25 protein-coding genes and 1 tRNA gene are annotated in these 24,542 nt (G+C 64.4%); 16 read left to right on the top strand and 10 right to left on the bottom strand.

Going from position 1 to position 24,542, the window contains the following annotated elements; translation table 11 throughout:
* Window positions 1-8 precede the first annotated feature (8 nt).
* On the top strand, window positions 9-665 hold the full coding sequence (locus AB4068_RS14910; RefSeq protein WP_059388346.1) for a class I SAM-dependent methyltransferase: 657 nt from the start codon (window positions 9-11) through the stop codon (window positions 663-665).
* A gap of 22 nt (window positions 666-687) precedes the next feature.
* Here AB4068_RS14910 and AB4068_RS14905 read toward each other — a convergent pair whose 3' ends face one another.
* Window positions 688-1,674 carry an A/G-specific adenine glycosylase gene (locus AB4068_RS14905; protein ID WP_370872274.1) on the bottom strand — a complete coding sequence of 329 codons (987 nt, stop codon included), beginning with the start codon at window positions 1,672-1,674 and terminating at the stop codon, window positions 688-690.
* 161 nt (window positions 1,675-1,835) lie between these two features.
* On the opposite strand from AB4068_RS14905, the gene AB4068_RS14900 reads away from it, so the two are divergent.
* A complete protein-coding gene (locus AB4068_RS14900; protein WP_307053806.1) occupies window positions 1,836-2,555 on the top strand; it encodes a hypothetical protein in 720 nt (239 codons plus the stop codon).
* Here the strand turns inward: AB4068_RS14900 and disA are convergent.
* Window positions 2,552-3,628, bottom strand: coding sequence for a DNA integrity scanning diadenylate cyclase DisA (gene disA, locus AB4068_RS14895; protein WP_059388344.1), 1,077 nt, complete (start codon window positions 3,626-3,628; stop codon window positions 2,552-2,554). The genes AB4068_RS14900 and disA overlap by 4 nt on opposite strands.
* A gap of 235 nt (window positions 3,629-3,863) precedes the next feature.
* Entirely contained in the window at window positions 3,864-4,148 is a 285-nt protein-coding gene (locus AB4068_RS14890) for a hypothetical protein (RefSeq protein WP_441433761.1), read from the bottom strand.
* Window positions 4,149-4,482: 334 nt separating this feature from the next.
* Between AB4068_RS14890 and AB4068_RS14885 the strand changes: the two genes are divergently transcribed.
* On the top strand, window positions 4,483-6,096 hold the full coding sequence (locus AB4068_RS14885; protein WP_441433760.1) for a peptide chain release factor 3: 1,614 nt from the start codon (window positions 4,483-4,485) through the stop codon (window positions 6,094-6,096).
* 1 nt (window position 6,097) lies between these two features.
* Here AB4068_RS14885 and AB4068_RS14880 read toward each other — a convergent pair whose 3' ends face one another.
* The 3 genes from AB4068_RS14880 to AB4068_RS14870 all read right to left on the bottom strand — a co-directional run bounded on the left by AB4068_RS14880 (window position 6,098) and on the right by AB4068_RS14870 (window position 9,331).
* Window positions 6,098-6,721 carry a Pr6Pr family membrane protein gene (locus tag AB4068_RS14880; RefSeq protein ID WP_441433759.1) on the bottom strand — a complete coding sequence of 208 codons (624 nt, stop codon included), beginning with the start codon at window positions 6,719-6,721 and terminating at the stop codon, window positions 6,098-6,100.
* A gap of 64 nt (window positions 6,722-6,785) precedes the next feature.
* A complete protein-coding gene (gene radA, locus AB4068_RS14875; protein ID WP_441433758.1) occupies window positions 6,786-8,159 on the bottom strand; it encodes a DNA repair protein RadA in 1,374 nt (457 codons plus the stop codon).
* A gap of 41 nt (window positions 8,160-8,200) precedes the next feature.
* Entirely contained in the window at window positions 8,201-9,331 is a 1,131-nt protein-coding gene (locus AB4068_RS14870; RefSeq protein WP_284990887.1) for an FUSC family protein, read from the bottom strand.
* A gap of 282 nt (window positions 9,332-9,613) precedes the next feature.
* Here AB4068_RS14870 and pstS point away from each other — a divergent pair, with 282 nt between their 5' ends.
* From pstS to pstB, 4 genes are all read left to right on the top strand, one after another.
* A complete protein-coding gene (gene pstS, locus AB4068_RS14865; RefSeq protein WP_059388351.1) occupies window positions 9,614-10,732 on the top strand; it encodes a phosphate ABC transporter substrate-binding protein PstS in 1,119 nt (372 codons plus the stop codon).
* A 140-nt stretch (window positions 10,733-10,872) separates the two neighbouring features.
* On the top strand, window positions 10,873-11,805 hold the full coding sequence (gene pstC, locus AB4068_RS14860) for a phosphate ABC transporter permease subunit PstC (RefSeq protein WP_284990886.1): 933 nt from the start codon (window positions 10,873-10,875) through the stop codon (window positions 11,803-11,805).
* The gene (gene pstA / locus AB4068_RS14855; protein WP_441433757.1) at window positions 11,805-12,914 is read left to right on the top strand and encodes a phosphate ABC transporter permease PstA; all 1,110 of its coding nucleotides are present in this window, start codon (window positions 11,805-11,807) and stop codon (window positions 12,912-12,914) included. The genes pstC and pstA overlap by 1 nt, the downstream gene beginning before the upstream one ends.
* Window positions 12,915-12,962: 48 nt before the next feature.
* Window positions 12,963-13,742: a phosphate ABC transporter ATP-binding protein PstB gene (gene pstB, locus AB4068_RS14850; protein WP_059388353.1), complete on the top strand. Its 780-nt coding sequence runs from the start codon at window positions 12,963-12,965 to the stop codon at window positions 13,740-13,742.
* A 106-nt stretch (window positions 13,743-13,848) separates the two neighbouring features.
* On the opposite strand, the gene AB4068_RS14845 is transcribed toward pstB, so the two are convergent.
* The 3 genes from AB4068_RS14845 to AB4068_RS14835 form a co-directional block, all read right to left on the bottom strand.
* Entirely contained in the window at window positions 13,849-14,862 is a 1,014-nt protein-coding gene (locus AB4068_RS14845; RefSeq protein ID WP_441433756.1) for an anion permease, read from the bottom strand.
* A 1-nt stretch (window position 14,863) separates the two neighbouring features.
* Window positions 14,864-15,481, bottom strand: coding sequence for a DUF47 domain-containing protein (locus AB4068_RS14840; protein WP_307053814.1), 618 nt, complete (start codon window positions 15,479-15,481; stop codon window positions 14,864-14,866).
* Window positions 15,482-15,719: 238 nt separating this feature from the next.
* Window positions 15,720-16,379 carry a hypothetical protein gene (locus AB4068_RS14835; protein WP_078106945.1) on the bottom strand — a complete coding sequence of 220 codons (660 nt, stop codon included), beginning with the start codon at window positions 16,377-16,379 and terminating at the stop codon, window positions 15,720-15,722.
* Window positions 16,380-16,623: 244 nt separating this feature from the next.
* Between AB4068_RS14835 and AB4068_RS14830 the strand changes: the two genes are divergently transcribed.
* Window positions 16,624-16,696, top strand: a tRNA-Lys gene (locus AB4068_RS14830).
* A 53-nt stretch (window positions 16,697-16,749) separates the two neighbouring features.
* Here the strand turns inward: AB4068_RS14830 and AB4068_RS14825 are convergent.
* Complete coding sequence (locus tag AB4068_RS14825; RefSeq protein ID WP_441433755.1) at window positions 16,750-18,141, bottom strand: CoA transferase; 1,392 nt, start codon at window positions 18,139-18,141, stop codon at window positions 16,750-16,752.
* Between the two features lie 96 nt (window positions 18,142-18,237).
* Here AB4068_RS14825 and AB4068_RS14820 point away from each other — a divergent pair, with 96 nt between their 5' ends.
* The 8 genes from AB4068_RS14820 to AB4068_RS14785 all read left to right on the top strand — a co-directional run bounded on the left by AB4068_RS14820 (window position 18,238) and on the right by AB4068_RS14785 (window position 24,469).
* Window positions 18,238-18,846 carry a DedA family protein gene (locus AB4068_RS14820; RefSeq protein WP_059388356.1) on the top strand — a complete coding sequence of 203 codons (609 nt, stop codon included), beginning with the start codon at window positions 18,238-18,240 and terminating at the stop codon, window positions 18,844-18,846.
* 204 nt (window positions 18,847-19,050) lie between these two features.
* The gene (locus AB4068_RS14815; RefSeq protein ID WP_284990846.1) at window positions 19,051-19,353 is read left to right on the top strand and encodes an urease subunit gamma; all 303 of its coding nucleotides are present in this window, start codon (window positions 19,051-19,053) and stop codon (window positions 19,351-19,353) included.
* Between the two features lie 9 nt (window positions 19,354-19,362).
* Window positions 19,363-19,749, top strand: coding sequence for an urease subunit beta (locus AB4068_RS14810; protein ID WP_307053818.1), 387 nt, complete (start codon window positions 19,363-19,365; stop codon window positions 19,747-19,749).
* Complete coding sequence (ureC, locus tag AB4068_RS14805; RefSeq protein ID WP_332602622.1) at window positions 19,746-21,491, top strand: urease subunit alpha; 1,746 nt, start codon at window positions 19,746-19,748, stop codon at window positions 21,489-21,491. The genes AB4068_RS14810 and ureC overlap by 4 nt, the downstream gene beginning before the upstream one ends.
* A gap of 20 nt (window positions 21,492-21,511) precedes the next feature.
* Window positions 21,512-21,997, top strand: a complete 486-nt coding sequence (ureE, locus tag AB4068_RS14800) for an urease accessory protein UreE (protein WP_307053820.1) — start codon at window positions 21,512-21,514, stop codon at window positions 21,995-21,997.
* Window positions 21,998-22,132: 135 nt separating this feature from the next.
* Complete coding sequence (locus AB4068_RS14795) at window positions 22,133-22,801, top strand: urease accessory protein UreF (protein WP_441433754.1); 669 nt, start codon at window positions 22,133-22,135, stop codon at window positions 22,799-22,801.
* Between the two features lie 16 nt (window positions 22,802-22,817).
* Window positions 22,818-23,435, top strand: coding sequence for an urease accessory protein UreG (gene ureG / locus AB4068_RS14790; RefSeq protein ID WP_441433753.1), 618 nt, complete (start codon window positions 22,818-22,820; stop codon window positions 23,433-23,435).
* Between the two features lie 218 nt (window positions 23,436-23,653).
* A complete protein-coding gene (locus tag AB4068_RS14785) occupies window positions 23,654-24,469 on the top strand; it encodes an urease accessory protein UreD (protein WP_441433767.1) in 816 nt (271 codons plus the stop codon).
* The last annotated feature ends 73 nt before the right edge of the window (window positions 24,470-24,542 follow it).

Here is a 24,542-nt window from a genome sequence, read left to right as displayed (position 1 = left end):
TTCTTTCCATGACTGAACCCTCGGATGTGCATGCCACTCGCGCCGCATACAACACGGTAGCCGTCGATTACGCCGAACTCCTACGCAACGAACTCCATACCAAACCTTATGACCGGGCCATGCTCGGCACCTTTGCCGAGCTCGTGCAGTCCTCGGGCGGCGAGGCAGTTGCCGACATTGGTTGCGGGCCCGGACGGATCACGGCGCACTTGCGTTCACTCGGCCTGGCGGCTTTCGGCATCGACCTGTCGCCGGAAATGGTGGCTGTAGCCCGCCGCGATCACCCCAGCCTGCAGTTCAGTGAAGGGTCGATGGAGGCACTGGAGTTGGCGGACGGGACCCTGGACGGCATCGTCGCCTGGTATTCGATCATCCACACGCCTCCGGCCCGTTTGCCGCGGGTGTTCGGAGAATTCCACCGGACCCTCCTGGACGGCGGCTTGCTGCTGCTCGCGTTCCAAGCCGGTGACGAGCCCAGGCACTTGGGCTTCGCGTATGGCCACGAGATCGACCTCGATGCCTACCGCTTGCCGCCGGACCACATCTCGGAACTCCTCCTTCAGGCCGGCTTGGTCGTCGAGGCACAGCTTCTCCGCGAACCGGACGACAGGTACGAGAAGACCCCGCAGGCCTACCTTCTAGCCCGCAAGCCGTCCACGGCGTGAAGGACGCGGCGCAAACGGAAGCCTAGGCCGGGAGCCGCAGTCCGCCGTCGTGCATCTCGGCTAAACCGTCGCGCAGGAGCCCCTCAAGAGCGCGTTCCAACTGCTCCGGGGCCGAATTCAAGCGGTGCAGGGCAGCCAGCGGCACGGCCGTGCCCTCGGCGTCGAAGCCGAGGTCGGCTGCGGGGCGTTCGAACAGCTCAGGGGCTACCGGCGAATCGGCCACGCGCAACACGGCCATGACGGCACCCCGTAACTGCCGGTCCGTGCCGTGCCACGCCTGGCCCTTGGGGGTGTACGTCGGGGGCGGTTCACCTGCGGCAAGCCACGCGCAGGAGTCGCGGACGGGGCAGTCTGAGCACTTGGGGGAGCGGGCCGTGCACACCAGCGCTCCGAGTTCCATGACGGAAGCGTTCCAGCGGACGGAGAGCGTGACGTCGTCGGGCATGAGCGATTCGGCAAGGCGCATCTCCGACGCGGTGAGCGACGGCGCCGGCAGGGCGAGTCCTGAAACGAGCCGGGCGTGCACCCGCCGGATGTTCGTGTCCACCACTGTTTCGCGGCGCCCGAACGCAAAAGCAGCCACCGCCGCTGCCGTGTAGTCGCCGACGCCGGGAAGGCTCAACAGCGATGCGTGCGTGTCCGGCACCTTGCCGCCATGCTGTTCCACGATCGCGACGGCGGCCGCGTGGAGCCTGAGCGCGCGGCGGGGATAACCGAGCCTGCCCCAATGCCGCACGGCCTCACCCGAGGGCTGCTCCGCGAGGTCCGCAGGTTCCGGCCAGCGATCCATCCAGTCTTCCCACACCGGCAGGACGCGAACCACCGGAGTCTGCTGCAGCATCACCTCGCTGACCAGGATCCCCCATGGACTGCAGTCCGGGGCCCTCCACGGCAATACGCGGGCCACCTCGGAGAACCAACGGTCCATGGAGTGGTGCAAGTCCGTGAGGTGAGGGGTGCCGGCAAGTTCAGCGGCGCTGGCAATCTCGGCGGAGCCGGGCAGTGACATGAAGATCCTTGCTGCGGTTCGTGGCGGGCCTGTTGGCGGCCGATTCCTGCCATCCACTGTAGTGGAGCCGGCCCGGAATGACGTAGGTCATACTGGCCCCGATCAGGCCCCGGCGGCGTGGTGCGGTGCCATCCGGGCCTTGCGTTGCCTAGCCTAGAAGCATGGTCAACAAGGGCAAGCAACCGCCGAGGGCGCGCACGTCGCCGTCGGCAAAAAGCCCTGCCCGGACCGCAGGAGCAAGCCGTTCCGCGAATGGGGTCCGGCCCCAAAGGCGGCGGACAAGCCCTGCCGTTTACCGGCGTCGGAGGTTGGTTGTCTTCGGTGCCCTCCTGGTGGTCCTGGCGATGCTCGTTGCCGGGGTCGTTGCCATGAGTTCATCCCTTGCAGGCAAGGCTGATCCCGGCGCAGCCAAGACCCAAGCCGTGGGAGCCGCTCCTGCGAGCCAGACGCCATCGACGGATTCCATCGCGCCCACCACAACACCCCCGGCCACCCCTGTGTGCGACCTCAACCTGGTGACGGTAACGGCGTCTACAGACCAGCCCGCTTATGCGGCCGGACAGAACCCCGTGTTGAGCATGAAGATCACCAACGGCGGAGCAGCGCCGTGCCAGGTCAACGTCGGCACGTCGCAGATGGAGTTCCTGGTAATGAGCGGCGAGGACCGGATCTTCTCCTCCAAGGACTGCCAAGCGAAGGGCGATGACCTCGTGAAGCAGATCGATCCGGGCAAGAGCGAGATCGCCAACTTCCCCTGGCAACGCAACCGGACGACGGAGGGCTGTGGCGTCATCTCGGCCAAGCCGGCCACCGGCACCTACACCTTCAAAGCCGTCCTGGGAAACAAGGCGAGCACGAAGGCGGTCTTCCAGCTGGGCTAGAGGAACCGGTCCAGCAAGCTGGCTTCGGCCATGCGGCTGAGTCCTTCGCGGACGGTCCGGGCGCGCTGGTCGCCGATGCCGTCCACGGTCATGAGATCGTCGATAGTGGCGGCCATGAGGTACTGGAGCCCGCCGAAGTGCTCCACCAAACGATCGGCCACGGCTTTCGGAACCGACTTCAGCCCGGATAAGAGGCGGTAGCCGCGTGGCTGCACACCGGCGTCGAGCACGTCCATGCCTCCGGCGAAACCGATGATTCCGGCGATCTTGCCCAGGTCGATCAGCTCCGCCGGGCCAAGATCCAAAAGGGCCTGCACAGCGCCGTCGATGTCCTCGGGCGAAGCGTCGGCACCGGCGTAGTCCCGGATGATCACGTCGCTGCCCGGGCCGCGGCCGGTGGTGAGCTCTTCCAACTGCAGCGAGAGCAGCCTGCCGTCCTCACCCAGTTCCAGGACATACTGGGCGATCTCCTCGGCGATGCGCCGGACCATTTCCTGGCGCTGGAGGGTGACCGCCACATCCCGGACGGTGACCATGGCCTCGATTTCGAGGGCCGACAGGGCGCTGGTGACCTGGTCCAATCGGGCGCTGTAGCGTTCGAGGGTTGCGAGAGCCTGGTTGGCGCGGGCCAGGACCTTCTCGGAGCCCTCCAGCACGTGCCGCAGGCCGTTGACGTAGAGGGCGATGATCTGCATGGACTGGCTGACCGAAATCACCGGAACACCTGTCTGGATGGCTACGCGCTCGGCCGTCCTGTGACGCGTTCCTGATTCCTGGGTCTCGATGCTGGAGTCCGGCACAAGCTGTACTGCTGCACGAAGGATATTCCCGGCGTCTTTGTCGCAGATGATGGCACCGTCCATCTTCGCGAGCTCACGCAGCCGCGTCGGGGAGAAATCGATGCCGATTTCAAAGCCGCCTGAACAGATGGATTCGATGGTCCGGTCCGTGCCCAACACAATCAGGGCACCGGTGCGCCCACGGAGGATGCGTTCCAGGCCGTCGCGCAACGGTGTTCCGGGGGCCACCCTGCCCAGAGTCGCCTTGAGCGAATCTTCGGGGCTCCGAGCCATAGGTGTTCCCTTCAAAGGTGCACGCAGGCGCGCCCGCAAGTGTGCCGGTTTTCAGCAATAAGTCGGCGGGATCAAAATGCCATGTTTCCCGCAAGCTCAATGATAGAGGTATAGACCGGCAACAACCGCACGGGCAAGCCTTAAAGTGCCCCAAAAAAGGTTAGGTGACGAGGCCCCGGAAACGCGCTCGACGGCGGTCGCCGGACCGCCGCTTTGGGCTCGGTCCCCGGGACCGTCATGGAGCCGTCCGAAGGCGCGCGAGTCGCTCAAGGTCGCGCCGCACACTCTGCAGCGCGGCTTCCCTGGCCGCCGCCCTTCCGGTGTCCGGATGCGTTTGCCTCGCTGGAGAGTGGGTACCGCCCGTGCTCGCGTCCGGGCGGTGTCCTTGCTGGGGCCAGCTCCTGGCCGCGGCGGAGTTCGATTCCGTGAATCCTGTGGAGTTCACCGGCGTGAACCCTGTGGAGTTCGCCGCGGGGGAGGGGCCGAGGGGATCGTAGAACAAGCCATTCCCTGGTTTCATTGATGCCCTGTTCCTTTCATGCCATCGTCGGCTGCTCAGTTTTTCCGGGCGGACGGCTCCAACGCGGGCCGGAGGTGTCCGCCATTGCTCCAAACTATCGGCCGGTGATTTCGGAGGTTTGTGCACCTCGTTTCGATCCTGTTAAGCGCTGGGTTGGGACGCTGCCTCCGGCGTGGTCCCGGGCTGCGATAAACTTGGTATCTTGGCTGGCGCGCAAATCGTGCCACTCCCTGAGTTGGCCCCGGCCCACGCGGGGCCCGTATCCAGCCTCCATTCCACGTTCGGCCCGTCGTTCCAGTGCGGGCAACGCCCAGATCGCAGCGAAAGTAGCACCGTGTCCCAAGAAGTCCTGAGCCCCGCCCGAGTCCAGGAAATTCACCATGAGGCCTCCCGGCGTCGGACTTTCGCGGTCATCTCGCACCCTGACGCCGGCAAGTCCACGCTCACGGAAGCCCTCGCCCTGCATGCCAAGGTCATCGGCACCGCCGGTGCGTCGAGCGGCAAGGCCAACCGCAAGGAAACTGTTTCCGACTGGATGCAGATGGAAAAGGACCGCGGTATTTCCATCAGCTCCGCGGCGTTGCAGTTCTCCTACCGGGACACCGTGATCAACCTGCTGGACACCCCGGGCCACGCCGACTTCTCCGAGGACACCTACCGCGTACTGGCCGCCGTCGACTGCGCAGTGATGCTGGTGGACGCCGCCAAGGGCCTGGAAACACAGACCATGAAGCTCTTCGAGGTCTGCAAGCAGCGCAACCTGCCGATCATCACGGTCATCAACAAATGGGACCGCCCGGGCCTCGACGCGCTCGCCCTGATGGACGAGATCACGGAACGCACCGGACTCCAGCCCATGCCCTTGACCTGGGCCGTGGGCATTTCCGGCGACTTCCGTGGAGTCTGGGACCTGCGGAATGACCGCTTCGCACGGTTCGCTCGCAACAACGCCGGCGCCAACATCGCCATCACCGAGTACTTCACCCCGGAAGAAGCAGCCGAGACCCAGGGCGACAACTGGAGCGACGCCGTCGACGAAGCCGGACTCGTGATCGAATCAAACCTCGAGTTCAACGTGGAGAGCTTCCACGCCGGAACGGCAACGCCCATCCTCTTCAGCTCGGCGGCCTTGAACTTCGGGGTCAAGGAGATCCTGGATGCCCTGGTGGATTTCGCGCCCCCGGCAGCACCCCGCCCCGACGTTGACGGCGAGCCCCGTTCCGTTGACGCTCCCTTTGCCGGGTTTGTCTTCAAGGTCCAGGCCGGCATGAACAAGGCCCACCGCGACCACGTTGCCTTCATCCGGGTGTGCTCCGGCGTCTTTGAGCGCGGCATGGTGGTCACGCAGACCCGCACCGGGAAGTCCTTCGCCACCAAGTACGCCCAGCAGGTGTTCGGGCGCGAACGCGAAGTCATCGACGAGGCCTACCCCGGGGACGTTGTCGGCTTGGTGAACGCGTCCTCACTCCGCGTTGGAGACAGCCTGTTCCTGGAAGAACCCGTGGAATTCCCCGCCATTCCGCTCTTCGCCCCCGAGCATTTCCAGGTGGCCAGGTCCCAGGACCCCAGCCGCTTCAAGCAGTTCCGCCGCGGCATCGAACAGCTTGAGCATGAAGGCGTCATCCAGGTGCTCCGTTCCGACGTCCGAGGCGACCAGGCACCCGTGCTCGCCGCTGTGGGTCCCATGCAGTTCGAAGTGGTTGAAGACCGCATGGCCCACGACTTCAACGCCCCGATGCGCTTGGAGCGCCTCCCGTACTCAATGGCGAGGATCTCGACGGCGGAGGCCATGCCGGCGCTTGCCAACGTCCCGGGCGCTGAGGTGCTGTTGAGGTCCGACGGCGAATACCTCGCGTTGTTCAACGATGTCTGGGCTCTCCGCCGCGTCGAGAAGAACCACCCGAAGCTCACGCTGGTCCCGATCGGCACGCACAACCCCGCGAAATAGTTCAGTAGCTTACTTGGCGTTCGAGCTTGTTTCCCAGCCCCAGCATGGCGAGGCTCACCACGAGGAATCCTATGGAGATCGCGACGGCGAAGACCGCCACTCCGCCCCAACCGCCGGCGCGCACGGGGTCGATGAACCAATAGGCATACCAGTTGACGAATGAGCCGCGGACCAGGCTGTAGACGAGGTATGCAACCGGGTAGAGCAGCCAGTACCAGAGGTGCTTGACGGTCAGCCTGGAGCGCGGAGGCTGGAACAGCCAGTCGGCCACCATGACAACCGGCATGAGGTAGTGGACTACGAAGTTGACCCAGGGCAGCAGGGAGCCGAGGTCCTGTCCTGCGAGGAGCGCGCCGAAGACGAGTCCCACGACAGCCATGGCGATCGTGGCAGTGCCCCGGGTGGCGTCGTCGAGTTCGCTTGGCCGCTTGCCAGCCAGCACGCGGTAGCCGCTGATCAACAGCACCAACGACGCGAAGATGTTGGACAGGTTGGTGAAGTAGCTAAAGAAGTTCCACGGATCAAAGCCCAGGCCGATGTGGACCGTGAGCTGCGTCCCGACCGCTGCAAGGGTCAGGAGGGCAAAGAAGAGGCGTCCCCCAATGAGCACATTTCTTTTGGTCATGGAGACAATCTTCCGGTGGGCGCGGCCAAGCCATGCGCCCGACACTCCGAGACCAAGCCAGCCGCTAGGAGATCAGCAACTCCAAAGCCTCGGCCAGGTGTGCCACTTCGCGGACCGAGAAACCCTCCGGGATGGGCCCCGGTCCGTTGGGACTCGCGGGCACCACCGCGTGGGTGAACCCAAGCCGCTGCGCCTCGTGGATGCGCTGGTTGATCCCTGGAACGGGACGGACCTCGCCGGCCAGGCCAACCTCGCCGAAGGCAATGAGCCGCTGAGGCAGTGCCTTCCGCGCCTTCGCCGAGGCCACGGCAAGCGCTACCGCAAGGTCGGTGGCCGGCTCGCTCAGCTTCACTCCTCCGACTGTGGCCACGTAGGAGTCGTCCTTGTGCAGGATGCAACCGGCCCGTTGTTGAAGGACAGCCAGGAGCATGGCGACGCGCGAGCTGTCCAGGCCGCTCGTGGCCCTGCGCGGCTGTGAGCTGGCGCTTTCGGCCAGGAGCGACTGCACTTCGGCCAACAGCGGGCGCCGGCCTTCCATGGTCACGGTGATGCAGGTGCCGGACACCGGCTCGCGTGTCCGGGACACAAAAAGGCCACTGGGATCGGCGAGGCCTTCGATGCCGGCTTCGTTCAGGTCGAAACAGCCGACGTCGTCCGTGGCTCCGTAGCGGTTCTTGACCGCGCGCAACAAGCGCAAGCGGGAATGGCGCTCGCCTTCGAACTGGCACACCACATCCACCAAGTGCTCCAGGAGGCGCGGACCGGCAATGGAGCCGTCCTTCGTCACATGGCCTACCAGCAGGGTTGTCATGTTGCGGCGCTTCGCGGCGGCGATAATGGACGCTGCGACTTCCCGGACCTGTGAGACTCCGCCCGCGCTACCTTCGACGTCGGAGCTGCTGAGGGTCTGTACCGAGTCCACAATCAGCAGTTTCGGCTCGAGCTTCTCCACTTGACCTAGAGCCTGCCCGAGGTCCGTTTCCGCCGAGAGATAGAGGGTATGAGCGACCGCGTCGATCCGTTCCGCGCGGAGCTTGACCTGGGCCGCCGATTCCTCACCCGTGACGTACAGGACGTCCTGGCCGGTGCGGGCGAACTTCGCCGCGACATCGAGCAGGAGGGTGGATTTCCCGACGCCGGGTTCCCCGGCAAGAAGGATCACCGCGCCGGGAACCAGCCCTCCGCCCAGGACGCGGTCCAGTTCGTCGACTCCGGTGGGCAGGAATGCGGCCGTGGTGCCGTCTACCTCGGCAATCCGGCGAGCCGGCTCCAAAACCGTTGTGGCCGCCGTCGTACGCGCTACTGTGGCGCCCGTTTCCTCCACAGTGCCCCACGCCTGGCACTCGCCGCAGCGCCCCACCCACTTGACAGTGGTCCACCCGCATTCGGCACATTTGTACGCGGGTGTCTTGGAGGTGCGTGAGGTCTTGGAAGCCATGCGTACAAGGCTAGTGGAGGGGTAGGACAGTCAAGCGCGCCTCACTGCAAGGGAGGAAGCACGTCCCGGGCTTCCCGGGGGTCCATGCCCGCGGCTTCGAGCAGGTCCACCATGAGCGGGCGGAACAGCATCACCACTGTTTCGCCCTCGAGCTTCTGGACGTGAAGCATTTTGGGGTGCAGCCGGGTGGCAATGTCGGCCAAGTCCTGCCGTGCGCCGCGCAGGTGCGCCCGGCGGGCGCCGTCGTGCACTTCCGCGAGGCCGAGCGACAGTTCCTCGACGGCGGCGGACGTGTCCTGGAGGACCTCCGAAATGCTGTCCGTCGCCTCGTCGGTCAATGCTGCATGGTTGATGGCGCTCGTGAGCCGCCGCGCGAACACCCGGCTGTTGCGGAGGGCGAGGTCGATGGAATCCAACGACTCCTCCAGCATGGTCAGCTCGTCGCGGTGCCGCCGGTACGCCGGGGCGAGCGTGGCCACTTCACCGGATGCCTTGAGGGATTGGCGCATCCGGTCCACGAGCGGCTGGCAATTCCGCCCCCGGATGAGGGCATGCCAGGCCTGGGTGGAGTCGCTGTTGATCAATGCGTCGGCACATTCACGGAGGACCTCCGAGAGTTCGTGCAGGAGTTTGCGGACGTCCTGGCGCGGCTCCCTGCGCGGGTCCTTCGGGACCAGCATGGTAACCAGCAGCGCGAAAACCCCGCCCACAACGGCGTCGATGCTTCGGGTGAACGGCCCCCCGGCCGGCGCGGGCAGCAAGACCACGAGAAGCGATTGCAGGCCCAGTTGGGTGGTGAAGATGGTGCCACTGTCCAGGAACCGGGCCAGGAGGATGGAGAAAAGGAGCACGACGGCGGCTTGCCAGATTCCCGAACCCAGCCAGTGGAGCAGAAGATCGCCGATGACGATCCCGAGGGTGCAGCCAAGCCCGACCTCCACGACCCGGCGAAGCCGCGGATCCCGCGAGAAGCCGAGCGCGATCAGCGACGAAGTCGCGGCGAAAAGGGGTCCTGAGTGCCCAAGGATGTATTCAGCGAACGCGTAGGCGCCCACGGCGCACACGGTCATCTGGACGGCCGGGACCAAGGAGTTCCGGCTGCGGACGAAGCCAGTTCGCAGCCGCGCCCGCAGGAATTTCTTGCTCGCTGAAAGTCCTTGGGGGGCGGTCATGGCTCAAGTCTATTCAGGAGCTGCCTAGTAAATGAGGCTCGCCGAAGGAACCGCAAAGTGAGGGGCGTCACTTAATCCCTTATGACTCGCCAAGCGCAAGGGTGACGCTGCACATGTAAGCCAATGGTCCACAGCCGTTCACCTCCCGTTCACTTTGGACCGCCGATCCCTTTACCTGCGACTCCTACCGTCGATAAAGGTACAAACACGTACGCAAATCTTTCGTATGCCGACTTTCTCCCTCGGTACGCATCAGAGAATCCCTGGAAGGGGTACATCCCAGTGAAGGCAACTCGCTTCGGCCGCAACGCGGCAATCGCGGTCCTCGCAGTCGGCGCCCTTGCGCTGACCGCTTGTGGTTCAGACAACGCAACCGGCGCCCCGGCAGCCACCCAGAGCGCCGCAGGCGTCAAGGTCACCGGCACCCTGACCGGCATCGGCTCTTCGGCGCAGGGCGCCGCAATGGACGCTTGGAAGACCAACTTCGCTTCCGCGAACCCGGGTGCCACGGTCCAGTACTCCCCGGACGGCTCGGGCGCAGGCCGCAAGGCCATCCTTGACGGCTCCGCGCAGTTCGCAGGCTCCGACGCCTACCTGAGCGACGCTGAACTGGCCACATCCAAGACCAAGTGCGGCACCGACGGCGCCATCAACATCCCGGTGTACATCTCCCCGATCGCCGTTGCCTTCAACATCCCGAACGTCAAGGACTTGAAGCTCGACGCCGACACCGTTGCGAAGATCTTCCGCGGCCAGATCACCAACTGGAACGACCCGGCAATCGCCGCCCTGAACGCCGGAGTCACCCTTCCGGACCTCAAGGTCACCCCGGTCAACCGCTCTGACGACTCCGGCACCACCCAGAACTTCACGGACTACCTGGCATCTGCTGCTCCCTCGGTCTGGACCGACAAGGCTGCCGGCCTGTGGCCCGCATCCCTGAAGGGCGAGAACGCCAAGGGCACCTCCGGCGTCGTCAAGACCGTCACCGACACCCCGGGTGCCGTGACCTACGCTGACGATTCCGCAGTCTCCGGCAAGCTCGGCACCGCACAGATCAAGGTTGGCTCGGACTTCGTCAAGATCTCCCCGGCCGCTGCCGCCAAGGCTGTTGAACTGGGCAAGCCCGTTGCAGGCCGCCCGACCGGCGACCTTTCCATCAAGCTTGACCGCACCACCACGGATTCCTCCGCCTACCCGGTAGTCCTGGTTTCCTACCACGTCGTCTGCACCACCTACGACAAGAAGGAAACCGCTGACCTGGTCAAGGCATTCGAGAGCTACGTAGTCTCCGACGCCGGCCAGCAGGCCGCTGCCGGCTCCGCCAAGTCCGCTCCGCTCTCCAAGGCGCTGCAGGACAAGGCAAAGGCCGCTGTTGACTCCATCAAGGCCAAGGCCTAAGGACCACAATGGAGTAGTGGTGCCGCGGACCGTGGCGCCACTACCCTTGAATATCAACGTTCCCCGTCCCGCGCTGGTGAAACATCACCGGACGGGGCGGGGAACTTGGCCATTTTTGAGTGAATCTGAAGGATCGTGAAGTGACCACCAACTCCTTGACCACTTCCCAAGGTGCCGGACGCGCCGGGGACAAGGTCTTCTCCGGAGCCACCCTGGCCGCGGGATGCCTGATCCTCGCGGTTCTCTTCGGCGTCGCACTTTTCCTTGTCATCCAGGCCATTCCGGCCCTTGTGGCTCCACCCGCGGACATCCAAGGCGGCCACGGCTTCTTCGCCTACATCGGGCCGATCGTCGTCGGGACCCTGATTGCCGCCGTCATCGCGCTGGTGATCGCTACTCCGGTAGCCATCGGCGTCGCGCTGTTCATCTCCCACTACGCTCCCCGCAGGCTTGCCTCGGGTCTCGGCTACGTGGTGGACCTCCTCGCGGCCATTCCCTCCGTGGTCTACGGCGCATGGGGCGCGGCGTTCCTTGCCCCCCAGATTTCGCCCGCCTACGGCTGGTTGGCCAGCAACATGGGCTGGTTGCCGATTTTCCAAGGCCCGGCCTCCGCTACCGGCAAGACCATCCTGACCGCGAGTATCGTCCTCTCCGTCATGGTTTTGCCGATCATCACTTCACTCTCGCGTGAAATCTTCCTGCAGACCCCGAAGCTCCACGAGGAAGCCGCCCTGGCCCTCGGCGCGACCCGCTGGGAAATGATCAAGATGGCTGTCTTGCCGTTCGGCCGCCCCGGTATCGTGAGCGCCATCATGCTGGGCCTGGGCCGCGCGCTTGGCGAGACCATGGCCGTCGCCCTGGTCCTGTCCTCCGGCGTCCTGACCGCAAGCCTGATCCAGACCGGAAACCAGACCATCGCCGCTGAAATCGCCTTGAACTTCCCTGAAGCCAGCGGGCTCAAGGTCAGCACGTTGATCGCCGCGGGCTTGGTATTGTTCGTCATCACCCTGGGTGTCAACATGATTGCACGCTGGATCATCTCCAGGCACAAAGAATTCTCGGGAGCCAACTAATGACTGTCACAGCCCCCGTGGCGCGCAAACGCTCCGCACTGACCAAGGGCCAGTTGCCGGCTTTCGCACCGTACGTCGTCCTGGCCGTCGCCCTGGTACTCGGCGCAGCGATCCTTGCGTTGATCGGCTTCAACGCCTTCGGCTGGGGCCTCGTGTCCGCGATCCTGTTCGCGATCGGCCTGGTCGGCTGGAGCGCAGTTGTCGAAGGCGGCCGCAAGGCGAGCGACAAACTTGCCACCTGCCTGATCGTCGGCTCGTTCCTTGTGGCGCTGCTGCCCCTGATCTCGGTGATCTGGACCGTCCTCGTGAACGGCATCCCGGGCATCATCACCCCAGGCTTCCTGACAACCTCCATGAACGGCGTCACAGGTTCCCTCGACAACAAGAGCGTCGATGAAGGCACAAAGGTCCTCGGCGGCATCTACCATGCGCTTATGGGCACCGTGCAGATCACCCTGCTTGCGACGGTCATCTCGGTTCCGGTCGGGTTGCTGACCGCAATCTACCTGGTGGAATACGGCAACGACCGGGCCCTCGCCCGTGCCATCACCTTCTTCGTCGATGTCATGACGGGCATTCCCTCCATCGTCGCAGGTCTCTTTTCCGCAGCCTTCTTCTTCGCCGTGGTGGGCCCCGGCACCAAGACCGGTGCGGTTGCCGCCGTCGCTCTTTCGGTCCTGATGATCCCGGTGGTGGTCCGCTCAAGCGAGGAAATGCTCAAGATCGTCCCGAACGAGCTCCGTGAGGCGGCGTACGCGCTGGGTGTCCGCAAGTGGCGCACCATCCTCAAGGTGGTCATCCCGACGGCGATTTCCGGCATCGCGTCCGGCGTCACCTTGGCGATCGCCCGGGTGATTGGCGAGACGGCTCCGATCCTGGTCACCGCAGGTTTCGCCACAACGATCAACAACAACGTGTTCGGCGGCTGGATGGCCTCCCTGCCTACGTTCATCTACACGCAGATCCTGAACCCGACCTCGCCGTCCAACCCGGACCCGTCGAGCCAGCGGGCATGGGGTGCCGCGCTGGTCCTGATCATCCTGGTGATGCTCCTGAACCTCGGCGCCAGGCTGATCGCCCGGATCTTCGCCCCCAAGGCCGGCCGTTGAGCCGCCAGGCCACACGTAAACTTCCAACCACAGCACCGAAGGAACACCATGTCTAAGCGGATCGACGTCAAGGATCTGAACGTCTACTACGGCAGCTTCCTGGCCGTTGAGGGCGTCAATATCAACATTGAAGCCAAATCGGTCACGGCATTCATCGGCCCGTCCGGTTGTGGCAAGTCCACCTTCCTGCGCACCCTGAACCGCATGCACGAAGTGCTTCCCGGTGCCCGCGTTGAGGGCGAAGTCCTGCTCGACGGCGACAATCTCTACGGCCCTGGCGTGGACCCCGTGACGGTCCGCACCCAGGTTGGCATGGTCTTCCAGCGGCCCAACCCGTTCCCCACGATGTCCATCCGCGACAACGTGCTGGCGGGCGTGAAGCTCAACAACAAGAGGATCAGCAAGGGAGCGGCCGACGCGCTCGTGGAGAAGTCCCTGCGCGGCGCCAACCTGTGGAACGAGGTCAAGGACCGCCTCGAGAAGCCCGGCTCCGGACTCTCCGGCGGCCAGCAGCAGCGGCTCTGCATTGCCCGTGCCATCGCCGTGGAACCGCAGGTCATCCTCATGGACGAGCCCTGCTCTGCGCTTGACCCCATCTCCACCTTGGCCGTCGAAGACCTCATCAACGAGCTCAAGGACGAGTACACCGTGGTGATCGTGACCCACAACATGCAGCAGGCTGCACGCGTTTCCGACAAGACCGCGTTCTTCAACATCGCCGGCACCGGCAAGCCGGGCAAGCTCATCGAGTTCGCGGACACCACCACCATCTTCAACAACCCGTCCCAGAAGGCCACGGAAGACTACGTCTCCGGCCGCTTCGGGTAACCACTCGGCTCCCTGGGAACCGCGCGAAAAGCCCGACGGCGACCGTCACCTATCCAGGTGACTGCCGCCGTCGGGTTTTTGGGTGTTTGGAAGACTACAGCCGGACTCAGTGCGAAAGCGGTGAGAGCGCCAGTCCGAGGACGAACGCCACGGCGGCGGTAACGATCGGCGTCGCGACCCAGAACCCCAGGATCCGCAGCACCATCCGGCGGTTGGTGACGGAAAAGTTCTGGTTGGTTCCCGCACCAAGCACTGCCGACGTCACAGTGTGCGTGGTGGAAAGCGGCAAATGGAGGCCGATGGCACCGATGAATAACATCAGTGAGGTCAGGCTCTGGGCGATGAATCCCCGCATCGGGTCTACCCGCGTCAGCTTGTAACCCAAGGTGTACGAGATGCGCCAACCACCACACAGCGTTCCCGCCGTGAGCATGACGGCCGTCAGCAGGATGACCCACAACGGGAGGTCGCTGGAGTCGGACACTCCGGCTGCCACGGCGCCCAACAGGATCACCGCTACGGTTCGTTGCCCGTCCTGCAGGCCGTGGCCGAGCGCGACCGCAGCGGCCGAGACGGACTGTGCGTGGCGGAAGCGGCCATGCACGACATCGGGCTGGGTGTAGCGGGCGGCCCATGTGACAGGCCACACGAGAAGATAGGCACCAAGGAAAGCAATCACGGGGGACAGCAGCAACGGCAGGACCACTTGCGCCAGCAAAATACCGTCTACCCCGTTGACGGAGCTGCCTCCCATCACTGCGCTTGCGGCTCCGGCGCCCACGAGGCCTCCTACCAAGGCATGGGTCGACGAGAGCGGCACACCGCGCCACCAAGCGTAGATTCCCCAAAGGATGGCACTGGACAGCCCCGCGGCGAGCATGGTCAGCCCGTTCATTCCGGAGGGGAGAACCACCCAGGACTGGCTGAAAACCAGCGCGAAACCGCCGCTGAGGAGCACGCCGGCAAAATTGAAGACCGCTGCCAACACAACGGCGACTGACGGAGTGAGGGCGCGGGTCCGCACGGAGAGCGCGACGGCGGTGGAGACGTCGCGGAAGCCATTCAGGAATGCGAAGCCAGCCGCCAGCACCACCACAAGGGCGAAGAACGCGACTGCCACCTCATGCTTCCTTGACGATGATGCTGCCTACCTGGGTCGCGACACGGCGCATGTCCTTGGTGACGTCAACCAGTTGATTGGCCACGTCACGGTTCCGCGAAAACTGGGCGGACTTCATGTCGCGGAGCATCTCGGCCACCCAGGTCCGATGGCTGCGTTCCGCACGCTTGGCCAGCCGCAGCACCTCGATCCAGTAATCCTCGAGTTCGTCCAGATCGTCGAGCTGGCGCATGGCATCAACCGTGAGTTCCGCCTGGCGGCTGATGATCTCCAGTTGGTCCGCCGCGCGCTTGGGCACCCGATCCAGTTTGTAGAGGGCCACGAGCTCACCCGCGGCATCCAGCTTTTCCATCGCCTCGTTGAGGAAGCGGGAGAGGGCGTACATGTCCTCGCGGGGGAGCGGGTTCACGAAGCTCGTGCGCATGTGGGTCAAGAGGGCGAAATGCAGATCCGTGGATTTCGCCTCGTGTTCGTGCATCTCCTCCACAAGCCGTTCGTGCTCCGCGACGGGAGCTCCGAAGATCTCAGAAAGCGTCCCGGTTGCCTCAAGAATCTGGCGGGCCATTTGCGACAACAATTGCAACCCGGCGGGTTCTTGGGGGAAGAGACGCAGCTTCATTTGGCTTCCGGTAGGCGGGAGGGATAGGGGTGGGGCGGCGTCTTCGCCGAAGGGCATAAAAATGGTGCCGAACCGGATACGCCTCTCGGCGGTAGGCCGCTCGAAGCGGCTATAAGTTGAAGCCCGGGGGTTTCGCGGTTCGACACCAGTTTCAGTTTTCTACGTCATCCGAGCTAAGTCAATCTTGACAGCTGGCGGCAGGGGTGGTTGTGACAGTCCCGCACCCTTATATTTCACGTCAGTCCAGCTCGCCCAGGCGCCAAGCATTGGCCGCGTGCTCGAGATCTTCCGCGGTCTTCACGAGCTGGTGGGAGTTCCGGGTCAGCTTGCTTGCGTGGCCTTCGTTGGAATGCTCTGCACTGTCCGCCAGGGTGGCTTGGCCCAACGCGACGACGCGGCAAAACGCGGCTGAGCGTTCCAGCGCGACGTCGAAATCGCCGTCGAACGCTCCCGAAAGGATGGCATCCGCCATCTGTTTCATTTCGTCCGCTCCCGGCGGCTCGGCTGCCCCCGCCACAACATGGGAAACCTGGGCGGTGTCCCGGCCGGCCTTGAAGTACACGGAAATGCGCTCGGAGTTCTGCATGGTGGCCGCGCGCAATGCATAGAGCCGCCACAATGCGCCGGGCAAAGACCGGGCGGGACTCTCGGCCCACATTTCGGCGATGGCCTCGAGGCCTTGCTCGTCAGCGAGCTTCACGAGGCGCCTGGTGATCTTGGGGTCATCGCTGTCCCGACCTCGCCGCACGAGCGCCTGGGCGGCAAGGTGAGCGGCTTCGGATACGCGCGCGGGGTCCGCTCCGCCGGCAAACGGCTCGAAGTCAACCGGCGCGAAGGGTTTCGGCTTGTGGTGCCTATTTGCTCCGCCGTACACAGGAGGTCCCGATTGTTCGCTCATGCCCCAACGCTACTCCTGTGTTTTCGCTCGTGCACTCTTGACTGGGCTTGTTGTGGTGGTGCCTGCTGCCGGGCGTTCCCTTCCTGACCCTCTTTGAATCCATGGGCGCCGCGACACGCCGCGGTTGCCGCGCGTCGTCGTCGGGGTTGGGGTCAAAAGAGGTCACGACCGCTCGGGGGCCGAGCGTGTCAAAACGGCCTTGAGCTTGAGGTACAGTATTTATGGCTGTTTCTACAGTCGGCAGGGGCCTTTAGCTCAGTTGGTAGAGCATCGGACTTTTAATCCGTGGGTCGTGGGTTCGATCCCCACAGGGCCCACCCAAAACCCCCGGAACCGCACGGTTCCGGGGGTTTACTTGTGCCAGGCGAAACTACGGCGTGGCCCACGCGGCCGGGTGACGGCCGAGCGGTCCGGCTTGCTGCGACCAATGCGCGGCGACGCCGTCGATTCGCCCCGGAAGTGGCACGCGTCGCGCCGGTCCCCAGTCGGTGCTGGTTTCCACCAAGGTGAAGTCATTCGGTGCAGCTACGGACAGGTGATCAGTCGGCGGGGTCAGCGAGTACAGCAAATTGGCCGTACCGATGAGTGAGCCCTGGATGCGGGCCGTCACCGAGTGGCTAAGGCGCCGGGTCAGGGCACGGGCGACGGCCGCGGCCAATAGCCAGCCGGTCGCGTGGTCGAGGGCCTGGACGGGAAGCGGGGTGGGCTCCGCTTGGCCCCTGGCGGTGGCTCCGGCGTCGGCGATTCCGCAGCTCATCTGGACCAGGCTGTCGAACCCGCGCCGATTGCGCCAGGGACCATCCCAGCCGTAGGCGTCCAAGCTGGCGATGATCAGGCCGGGGTTCATGGCGATCAGGGACCCGTCGTCGTAGCCCAGGCGTTTCAGGGCGTCGGGCCGCAGTCCCGACACGAGCACATCGGCGCCCGCGAGCAGTTCCTCGAATATCGCGCGGTCGGTCGGGGCAGCGAGATCCAAAGCGGCGGTTCGTTTGCCCAGCGTCGTCTCAGGCAGCAGCGACGGCACCTCTTCAAAGCCCGGCGGATCGATCCGCAGCACGTCGGCACCATAACCGGCGAGGAACTTGGTGCACACGGGTCCTGCGATCACCCGCGTCAGGTCGAGCACACGCACCCCGTGGAAGGGCATTTCGCCGACAGTGTCCGGTGGGCCGGCGCCGGTTGAACGGCGTTCGACGACGGTCAGCGGCGGCGTGTCCGCCGTCGCCATCCCCGGAGCCGAGGCGAGCCATTGCCCGCGGTTGCGCATGACGGCGGCGCATCCGCCCGCCTCCACGATGGCCGTCTCCAATTCTTCGGCGGGCAACCCAGCCACTGCGGCCTGAACTGTTTCGCGGTCATGGGCGCCAAGCACCCGCTCGACGGCGGCGCGGTGGCTGGCGTAGTTGGTGTGCAGCCTGATCCACGCGTCCCCCGTGCGATAGTTCCCGGCGATGGGGTCCCACAGTGGCGGCCGGGTCCAGCCGATCGGGGTGAACAGCCGCTCGGAGGCGAACGCGGCGCAGGACTCCCGGCTGTCTACCGTCACCGCTCGCGGCCCTGACTGGCGGCGGGCTGCGAGGAACTGCTCAGCGGCCACTGTCGCGACCACAACCGCCCCCGTCGCCAGTCCTGTCACGTCGAAAACGGCCGGGAGAACGGCCCGCGGCCCTGTTGTCGTTAGCTGAGTGGCCGGCCAATCCGCATCATCGGCGCCGATTGCGTGCCACACTCGGGAAGTCACATCAGCGAAGCTGTCGTTCACACTCACCATTCTTGACGGGGCCACACGAAACGAGCAATGGCAGCCGGATCTAACGCCTCCTGCCCAAGTGGGCCTCCAACTGCCAGACTGTTCTTCATGCAAGCGCTTTTGGACGGACTCCTGAATACCAGCCCGCTTGTGATCGCGTGCATCGTTTTCGCCCTCGTGTTCGCTGAGGATGCAATTTTTGTGGGCTTTGTGATCCCCGGTGAAACGGCGGCAGTGGTCGGCGGGGTGATTTCGAGCCGCGGGCTCTTCGAATTGTGGGCCATGATCGCCATTGTGGTCACGGCCGCGATCACGGGGGACACCGTGGGTTACGAAATAGGCAAACACTTCGGTCCGCGGGTGATGGCCTTGAAAATCCTGGACAAGAGACGCGCCCAATTGCAGAGGGCCGAAGACTTCCTCAAGGACAAAGGCGGCGTCGCGGTGCTCCTGGGCAGGTTTACCGCCTTCTTCCGTGCCGTGATGCCTGCGCTCGCCGGACTCAGCCGCATGCCCTACCGGCGCTTCGCGTTCTGGAATTTCAGCGGCGGCATTATCTGGGGGTCCTTGTTCGTGACGCTCGGCTTTGTGGCCGGAAATTCGTACGAAGAAGTGGCCCGTGTGGTGGGCCGGGGGGCAGCGGCCGTGGTGGCAGTCATTGTGGTGGCGATTGTGCTTGTCTGGCAGGTCAGGAAGCACCGCGCCAAGAAGGCTTGATGCCGCGGGATCACGGAAATCCGGCGGAAACTTAAAGGCTTTAGGCTGGTCACAATTCGTTCGGGAGGGGCGGTGAATGGTCCAACTGGATATGTCTGATGTTTGGCGTTATAACCGTAGTAGCTGCCCCGACGTCCTCGGCTTATCTGAGCCTCGAGTGATCTGATGTCCGCTTCTGCAGCACAGAACTTTTAAGGAGAACCGATGCATCTTTTGCCCCGTGAGCAGGAAAAGCTCATGATCGTGGTCGCGGCCGACCTCGCCCGCCGTCGGCAATCCCGTGGCTTGAAGCTCAACTTTCCCGAAGCCGTGGCCGTCATCAGCTACGAACTGATCGAGGGCGCCCGTGACGGCAAAACCGTCGCAGAACTCATGAGCTACGGGACCACCTTGCTTCGCCGTGAAGACGTGATGGAGGGCGTGCCAGAGATGATCCATGACGTCCAGATCGAGGCCACTTTCCCCGACGGCACCAAGCTCGTCACCGTCCACGACCCGATCCGCTAGGAGGCCAACATGATTCCCGGTGAGTACCGTCTCCAAGCAGAGCCCATCGCCTGCAACAGCGGACGCGAGGCAATCGCCGTCGACGTCGTCAACCGTGGCGACCGCCCGGTCCAGGTGGGCTCGCATTACCACTTTGCCGAGTCGAATCCCGCGCTCGATTTTGACCGCGAAGCCGCTTTCGGCCGCCGGCTGGACATCCCTGCCGGAACGGCTGCGCGCTTCGAACCCGGCGATTCCAAGACCGTCAAACTCATTGCACTTGCGGGACGCCGCGAAGTCTACGGCCTGCGGAACGCCGTCAACGGTCCCCTTGACGCCGACGCCGGAAAGAACGACGGCGGCGCTGCCGCTTACACCGACCGGCCCGGTGCCAGCACAGAAGGGACAGCCCAGTGAGCTTCGAAATTTCGCGCAAGCAGTACGCAGACCTTTACGGCCCGACGACTGGCGACTCCATCCGCTTGGCGGACACCGAACTTTTCCTTGAGATCGAGAAGGACTACACGGTCTACGGCGAAGAGGTCATGTTCGGCGGAGGCAAAGTGGTCCGCGACGGCATGGGGCAGAACGGCCAAGTGACCCGGGATGAGGACGTCCCGGACACCGTCATTTCGAACGTCGTGGTCCTCGACTACACCGGAATCTACAAGGCCGATGTGGCGCTCAAAGACGGCCACATCTTCAAGATCGGCAAGGCCGGCAACCCCCAGATCGCCGACGGCGTGGACATCGTGATCGGGGCCAGTACTGAGATGATCGCCGGGGAAGGCAAGATCCTCACTGCAGGCGGCGTCGACACCCACATCCACTACATTTCCCCGGACCAAGTCCCCACGGCCCTGTGCAGCGGCATCACCACTATGGTCGGCGGTGGCACGGGACCAGCCGAAGGTACCAAGGCCACCACCATCACGCCCGGCAAATGGCACATTTCGCGGATGCTGCAAGCCGCGGAAGGACTGCCGATCAATATAGGCCTCTTCGGCAAGGGCCACGCGTCCGCCATCGAGCCGCTCGCCGAACAGATCCGCGCAGGAGCAGTGGGCCTCAAAGTCCACGAGGACTGGGGCGCCACGACATCTTCGATCGACATGTCGCTGCGCGTAGCCGACGAATACGACGTACAGGTAGCCATCCACACGGACACCCTCAACGAGTGCGGATTCGTGGAGGACACCATCAAGGCCATCGACGGCCGAGTGATCCACACCTTCCACACCGAAGGCGCCGGCGGCGGCCACGCTCCGGACATCATCAAGATCGCCGGATTGCCCAACGTGCTCCCGGCATCCACCAACCCCACGCTCCCGTACACGCGCAACACCATCGAAGAGCACCTGGACATGCTCATGGTGTGCCACCACCTCAACCCGGACATCCCGGAAGACGTGGCGTTCGCTGATTCCCGCATCCGGGCCGAAACCATCGCCGCCGAAGACGTGCTCCAGGACTTGGGCATCTTCTCCATGACCTCATCGGATTCCCAGGCCATGGGCCGCGTGGGCGAAGTGGTCATCCGCACCTGGCAAGTGGCCGACGCCATGAAGCGGCAGCGGGGCGTCCTCAAGGATGCGTCAGGTGCAAGCCACGGCGCTCCGAACGGCTTGGGCGCGGAGAGCGACAACTTCCGGATCAAGCGCTACATCTCCAAATACACCATCAACCCCGCGATCGCGCAGGGAATGGCAGACTCCATCGGCTCCGTGGAAGTGGGAAAGTTCGCCGACCTCGTCCTCTGGAATCCGGCCTTCTTCGGTGTGAAGCCTGAACTGGTCCTCAAAGGCGGGCAGATCGCCTACGCGCTCATGGGCGATTCCAACGGCTCCATCCCCACACCGCAGCCACGTACCATGCGCCCGATGTTCGCCACCCACGGCAAAGCGCTGCAGCAGTCGTCCATTACCTTCCTGTCCAAGGCGGCCATCGACGCCGGCGTTCCGGAAGAGCTTGGCCTTGAACGCGTCATCCGGGCGGTCTCCGGTATCCGGAACTTGCGCAAGGCGGACCTCAAGTTCAACGGCGAAACTCCCGATATCGCCGTCGACCCCGAAACCTACAAAGTGACGGTCGACGGCGAGGACGTCACCTGTGAGCCTTCCGACGTGCTGCCCATGGCCCAGCGCTACTTCCTTTTCTAGATCGCCGGGAGGAGAACCACATGATCATCGAAAAGATCCTCGGCAACCTGCACGAACTGCCGCAGGCCGAGGCCGCGGCGCTGGCCAAACTCCACAAGGAGAAGGTCGTGCTGCCGAGCGCCCAGCTGGTCAAACGCATCCAACGCGTCACCACGGACCACGGGAAGGAGCTCGGCATCCGCCTCCCCGCCGGAACCGGGGACCTGCGCGACGGCGACATCCTCGCCGTCGAGGAGGCGAACCTCATCGTGGTCTCCGTGCTGCCGAGCGACGTCCTGGTCATCGCCGCGCGCAGCATCTACGAAATGGGCGTAGTGGCGCACTCCCTCGGCAACAGGCACCTGCAGGCCCAGTTCTTCGACGGCGACTCCGAATACGGGGCCGAAGTCATGGTGTGCCAGTACGACCACACGGTCGAGGACTACCTCAAACACGTCGGCGTGCCTTATGACCGCCAGGAACGCGTAATGCCGGTGCCTTTCCGCCATGCTGAACACACGCACTGAGCCTGCTTCGGCTGCGGTTAACCCGGTAGGCAAGCCTCCGGTGGGTGATAGGGGCCGTGCCCGCTCCGCGGTGCCCGCCACGCCGCGGCCCCTATCACCCACCTACGCCGTCCACGTCACCTTCGGGGGGCAGCAGTGAGCTCCTATCAGCTCGCCCTCCAGCAGTTGTGCGACTCCGCTCTTCCTACCGGGGCGTTTGCTCATTCTTTGGGGTTTGAGACGTACATCGACCGTGGGGTCGTGGCTGATGAGGGGAGTTTTGGGGTTTGGCTGTCTGCGTTTGTGGGGCAGCAGTTGACTTATTCCGATGGGCTGGCCATCCGGTTCCTTTATGAAGGGGTGGATTTGGGGGAGTTGGATGCTCATTTGAGTGCTCAGCTCTTGCCTCGGCAGTTGCGGGAGGCGAGTACCAAAATGGGCGGGCGGCTGATCGAGATCGGGAGCGAAGTCTTTCCCTCGGCCGAGCTGGAAGCTTATCGGGCTATGGTGACCACCGGCGGGGCCGCCGGCCATCAGCCGCTGGCGTTCGCCGTCGTCGCGCGCTCGCTGGGCGTGCCGTTCGAAGAAGCGCTGGCCGCGTACCTTTTCGCGGCGGTCACCTCGCTGACCCAGAACGCCGTGCGCGCCATCCCTCTCGGCCAGAACTCCGGGCAGCGGCTGCTGCGCAAAGCGCACGACGACGTCGCTGCCGCCGTCGAACATGTCCGGCACCTCGGCTGGGACGACTTCGGAGCCGTCAGCCCCGGCCTGGAAATTTCGCAGATGCGGCACGAATGGCAACGTGCACGCATGTTCATGAGCTAGAACCATAGGAGGACACATGTCTGAACCCATCAAGATCGGTATCGGCGGCCCGGTAGGTGCCGGCAAAACGCAGCTCGTTGAGCGCCTGACCCGCCACATGAGCCGGGAAATCTCCATGGCCGCCATCACCAACGACATCTACACGATCGAAGACGCCAAAATCCTCGCGGCCAACGGCATCCTTCCCGAAGACCGCATCTTCGGCGTCGAAACCGGCGGCTGCCCGCACACCGCCATCCGCGAAGACACCTCCATGAACACGGCGGCCATCGAGGAACTCAAGAGACGCCACCCCGACCTGCAGGTCATCTTCGTCGAATCCGGCGGCGACAACCTCTCCGCCACGTTCAGCCCCGAACTCGTGGACTTCTCGATCTACATCATCGACGTCGCCCAGGGCGAGAAAATCCCCCGCAAAGCCGGCCAAGGCATGATCAAGTCGGACCTGTTCATCATCAACAAGACCGACCTCGCCCCATTCGTCGGCGCAGACCTGTCCGTCATGGAACGGGACTCCAAGGAATTCCGCGGCGACAAGCCCTTCTGCTTCACCAACCTGAAGACCGACGAAGGGCTGGACAAGGTCATCGCATGGATGCGGCACGATGTCCTGATGCTCGACCTGGCGTCATGAGCACGACGGCGACGGCGGCTGAGCTCTCGTCGGCGGACGGGTCACCTCCGGCGGCTCCGCCGGATTTGGGGCCGTGCCCGTCCCCAGCCGCCCCCAACTCTCGCAAGCTCGAGTCGGGGCCCTCGCGGCAGTGGGCCCATCGCGGTGCCCACCACGCCGCGGCCCCCAAATCCGGCTTCGCCGCCTCTTCTGCAAGCTCGCCTCGCGGGGAGCTCAGCCTGCGGGTCGCCCTTCGTGGTCAGCGGTCCGTGGCCGTGCAGCAGTTTCATCAGGGTGCCTTGCGGGTTTTGAGACCGCATTACTTGGATGAGAGCGGGCAGGTTTGTTATGTCATGGTCAATCCGGGCGGGGCGTATTTGGGGGCGGATCTCTATGTTGTGGATGTGGAGGTCGAGGCTGGGGCTTCGCTGCTTTTGACCACTCAGTCGGCCACGAAGATCTATCGGACTCCGGGATCGTTTGCTGAGCAGCGGATGACCATCCGGCTGGGGGAGGGGGCGGAACTGGAGTTGGCGCCCGACCAGCTCATCGCCTACCGGGAGGCCAGCTATCGGCAGGATACGCACATCAGTGTGCATCCGACGTCGAGCCTCATCATGGCGGAAGTCATCACTCCGGGCTGGTCCCCGGACGGCGCTTCCTTCAAGTACCGGGAACTCCGGCTCCGGAACGAGATCCAGGTGGAGGGCGACGACGGCGCCGTGCTGCTTGCGCTCGACAACCTCCTGATCCGGCCACCCCTGGGGGATGTGACCGGAATGGGCTTCATGGAGGGGTACAGCCACCTGGGTTCGCTCGTTGTGGTGGATCCGCGGCTTGACCAGGCGCTCGCCGATGAACTGCACCGGCTGACGGCGGGGTACGAGGCGTACTCGGGCTTGTCGTTGAGCCGAACCCTTGCAGGCACGACGGGCCTGGTCCTGCGGTCCCTCTCGAACAGCACCGAGGAACTGAATCGATTGCTCGGTGCATGTACAGGCCTTCTGCGCGGACGCTGGTTCGGCAGGGCCCCGCTGAATCTCAGGAAGTACTGATGACGTCACTTGCGGAACTCGCCTTAGAGGTTCCGCCGTTTGGTGGCGGGTCGGTGTGCGTCATTAAGCAGCG

It is taken from the genome of Arthrobacter sp. 2RAF22 (assembly GCF_052115325.1).
Lineage (GTDB): Bacteria > Actinomycetota > Actinomycetes > Actinomycetales > Micrococcaceae > Arthrobacter.
This window is presented reverse-complemented; position numbering and strand designations above follow the sequence as displayed.

Bases quoted from the DNA above. Each gene is read 5' to 3' on its own strand.
- AB4068_RS14910 (WP_059388346.1), top strand. From the start codon at position 9: ATGACTGAACCCTCGGATGTGCATGCCACTCGCGCCGCATACAACACG.
- AB4068_RS14905 (WP_370872274.1), bottom strand. From the start codon at position 1,674: ATGTCACTGCCCGGCTCCGCCGAGATTGCCAGCGCCGCTGAACTTGCC.
- AB4068_RS14900 (WP_307053806.1), top strand. From the start codon at position 1,836: ATGGTCAACAAGGGCAAGCAACCGCCGAGGGCGCGCACGTCGCCGTCG.
- disA (WP_059388344.1), bottom strand. From the start codon at position 3,628: ATGGCTCGGAGCCCCGAAGATTCGCTCAAGGCGACTCTGGGCAGGGTG.
- AB4068_RS14890 (WP_441433761.1), bottom strand. From the start codon at position 4,148: ATGAAACCAGGGAATGGCTTGTTCTACGATCCCCTCGGCCCCTCCCCC.
- AB4068_RS14880 (WP_441433759.1), bottom strand. From the start codon at position 6,721: ATGACCAAAAGAAATGTGCTCATTGGGGGACGCCTCTTCTTTGCCCTC.
- radA (WP_441433758.1), bottom strand. From the start codon at position 8,159: ATGGCTTCCAAGACCTCACGCACCTCCAAGACACCCGCGTACAAATGT.
- AB4068_RS14870 (WP_284990887.1), bottom strand. From the start codon at position 9,331: ATGACCGCCCCCCAAGGACTTTCAGCGAGCAAGAAATTCCTGCGGGCG.
- pstA (WP_441433757.1), top strand. From the start codon at position 11,805: ATGACTGTCACAGCCCCCGTGGCGCGCAAACGCTCCGCACTGACCAAG.
- pstB (WP_059388353.1), top strand. From the start codon at position 12,963: ATGTCTAAGCGGATCGACGTCAAGGATCTGAACGTCTACTACGGCAGC.
- AB4068_RS14840 (WP_307053814.1), bottom strand. From the start codon at position 15,481: ATGAAGCTGCGTCTCTTCCCCCAAGAACCCGCCGGGTTGCAATTGTTG.
- AB4068_RS14835 (WP_078106945.1), bottom strand. From the start codon at position 16,379: ATGAGCGAACAATCGGGACCTCCTGTGTACGGCGGAGCAAATAGGCAC.
- AB4068_RS14820 (WP_059388356.1), top strand. From the start codon at position 18,238: ATGCAAGCGCTTTTGGACGGACTCCTGAATACCAGCCCGCTTGTGATC.
- AB4068_RS14815 (WP_284990846.1), top strand. From the start codon at position 19,051: ATGCATCTTTTGCCCCGTGAGCAGGAAAAGCTCATGATCGTGGTCGCG.
- AB4068_RS14810 (WP_307053818.1), top strand. From the start codon at position 19,363: ATGATTCCCGGTGAGTACCGTCTCCAAGCAGAGCCCATCGCCTGCAAC.
- ureE (WP_307053820.1), top strand. From the start codon at position 21,512: ATGATCATCGAAAAGATCCTCGGCAACCTGCACGAACTGCCGCAGGCC.
- ureG (WP_441433753.1), top strand. From the start codon at position 22,818: ATGTCTGAACCCATCAAGATCGGTATCGGCGGCCCGGTAGGTGCCGGC.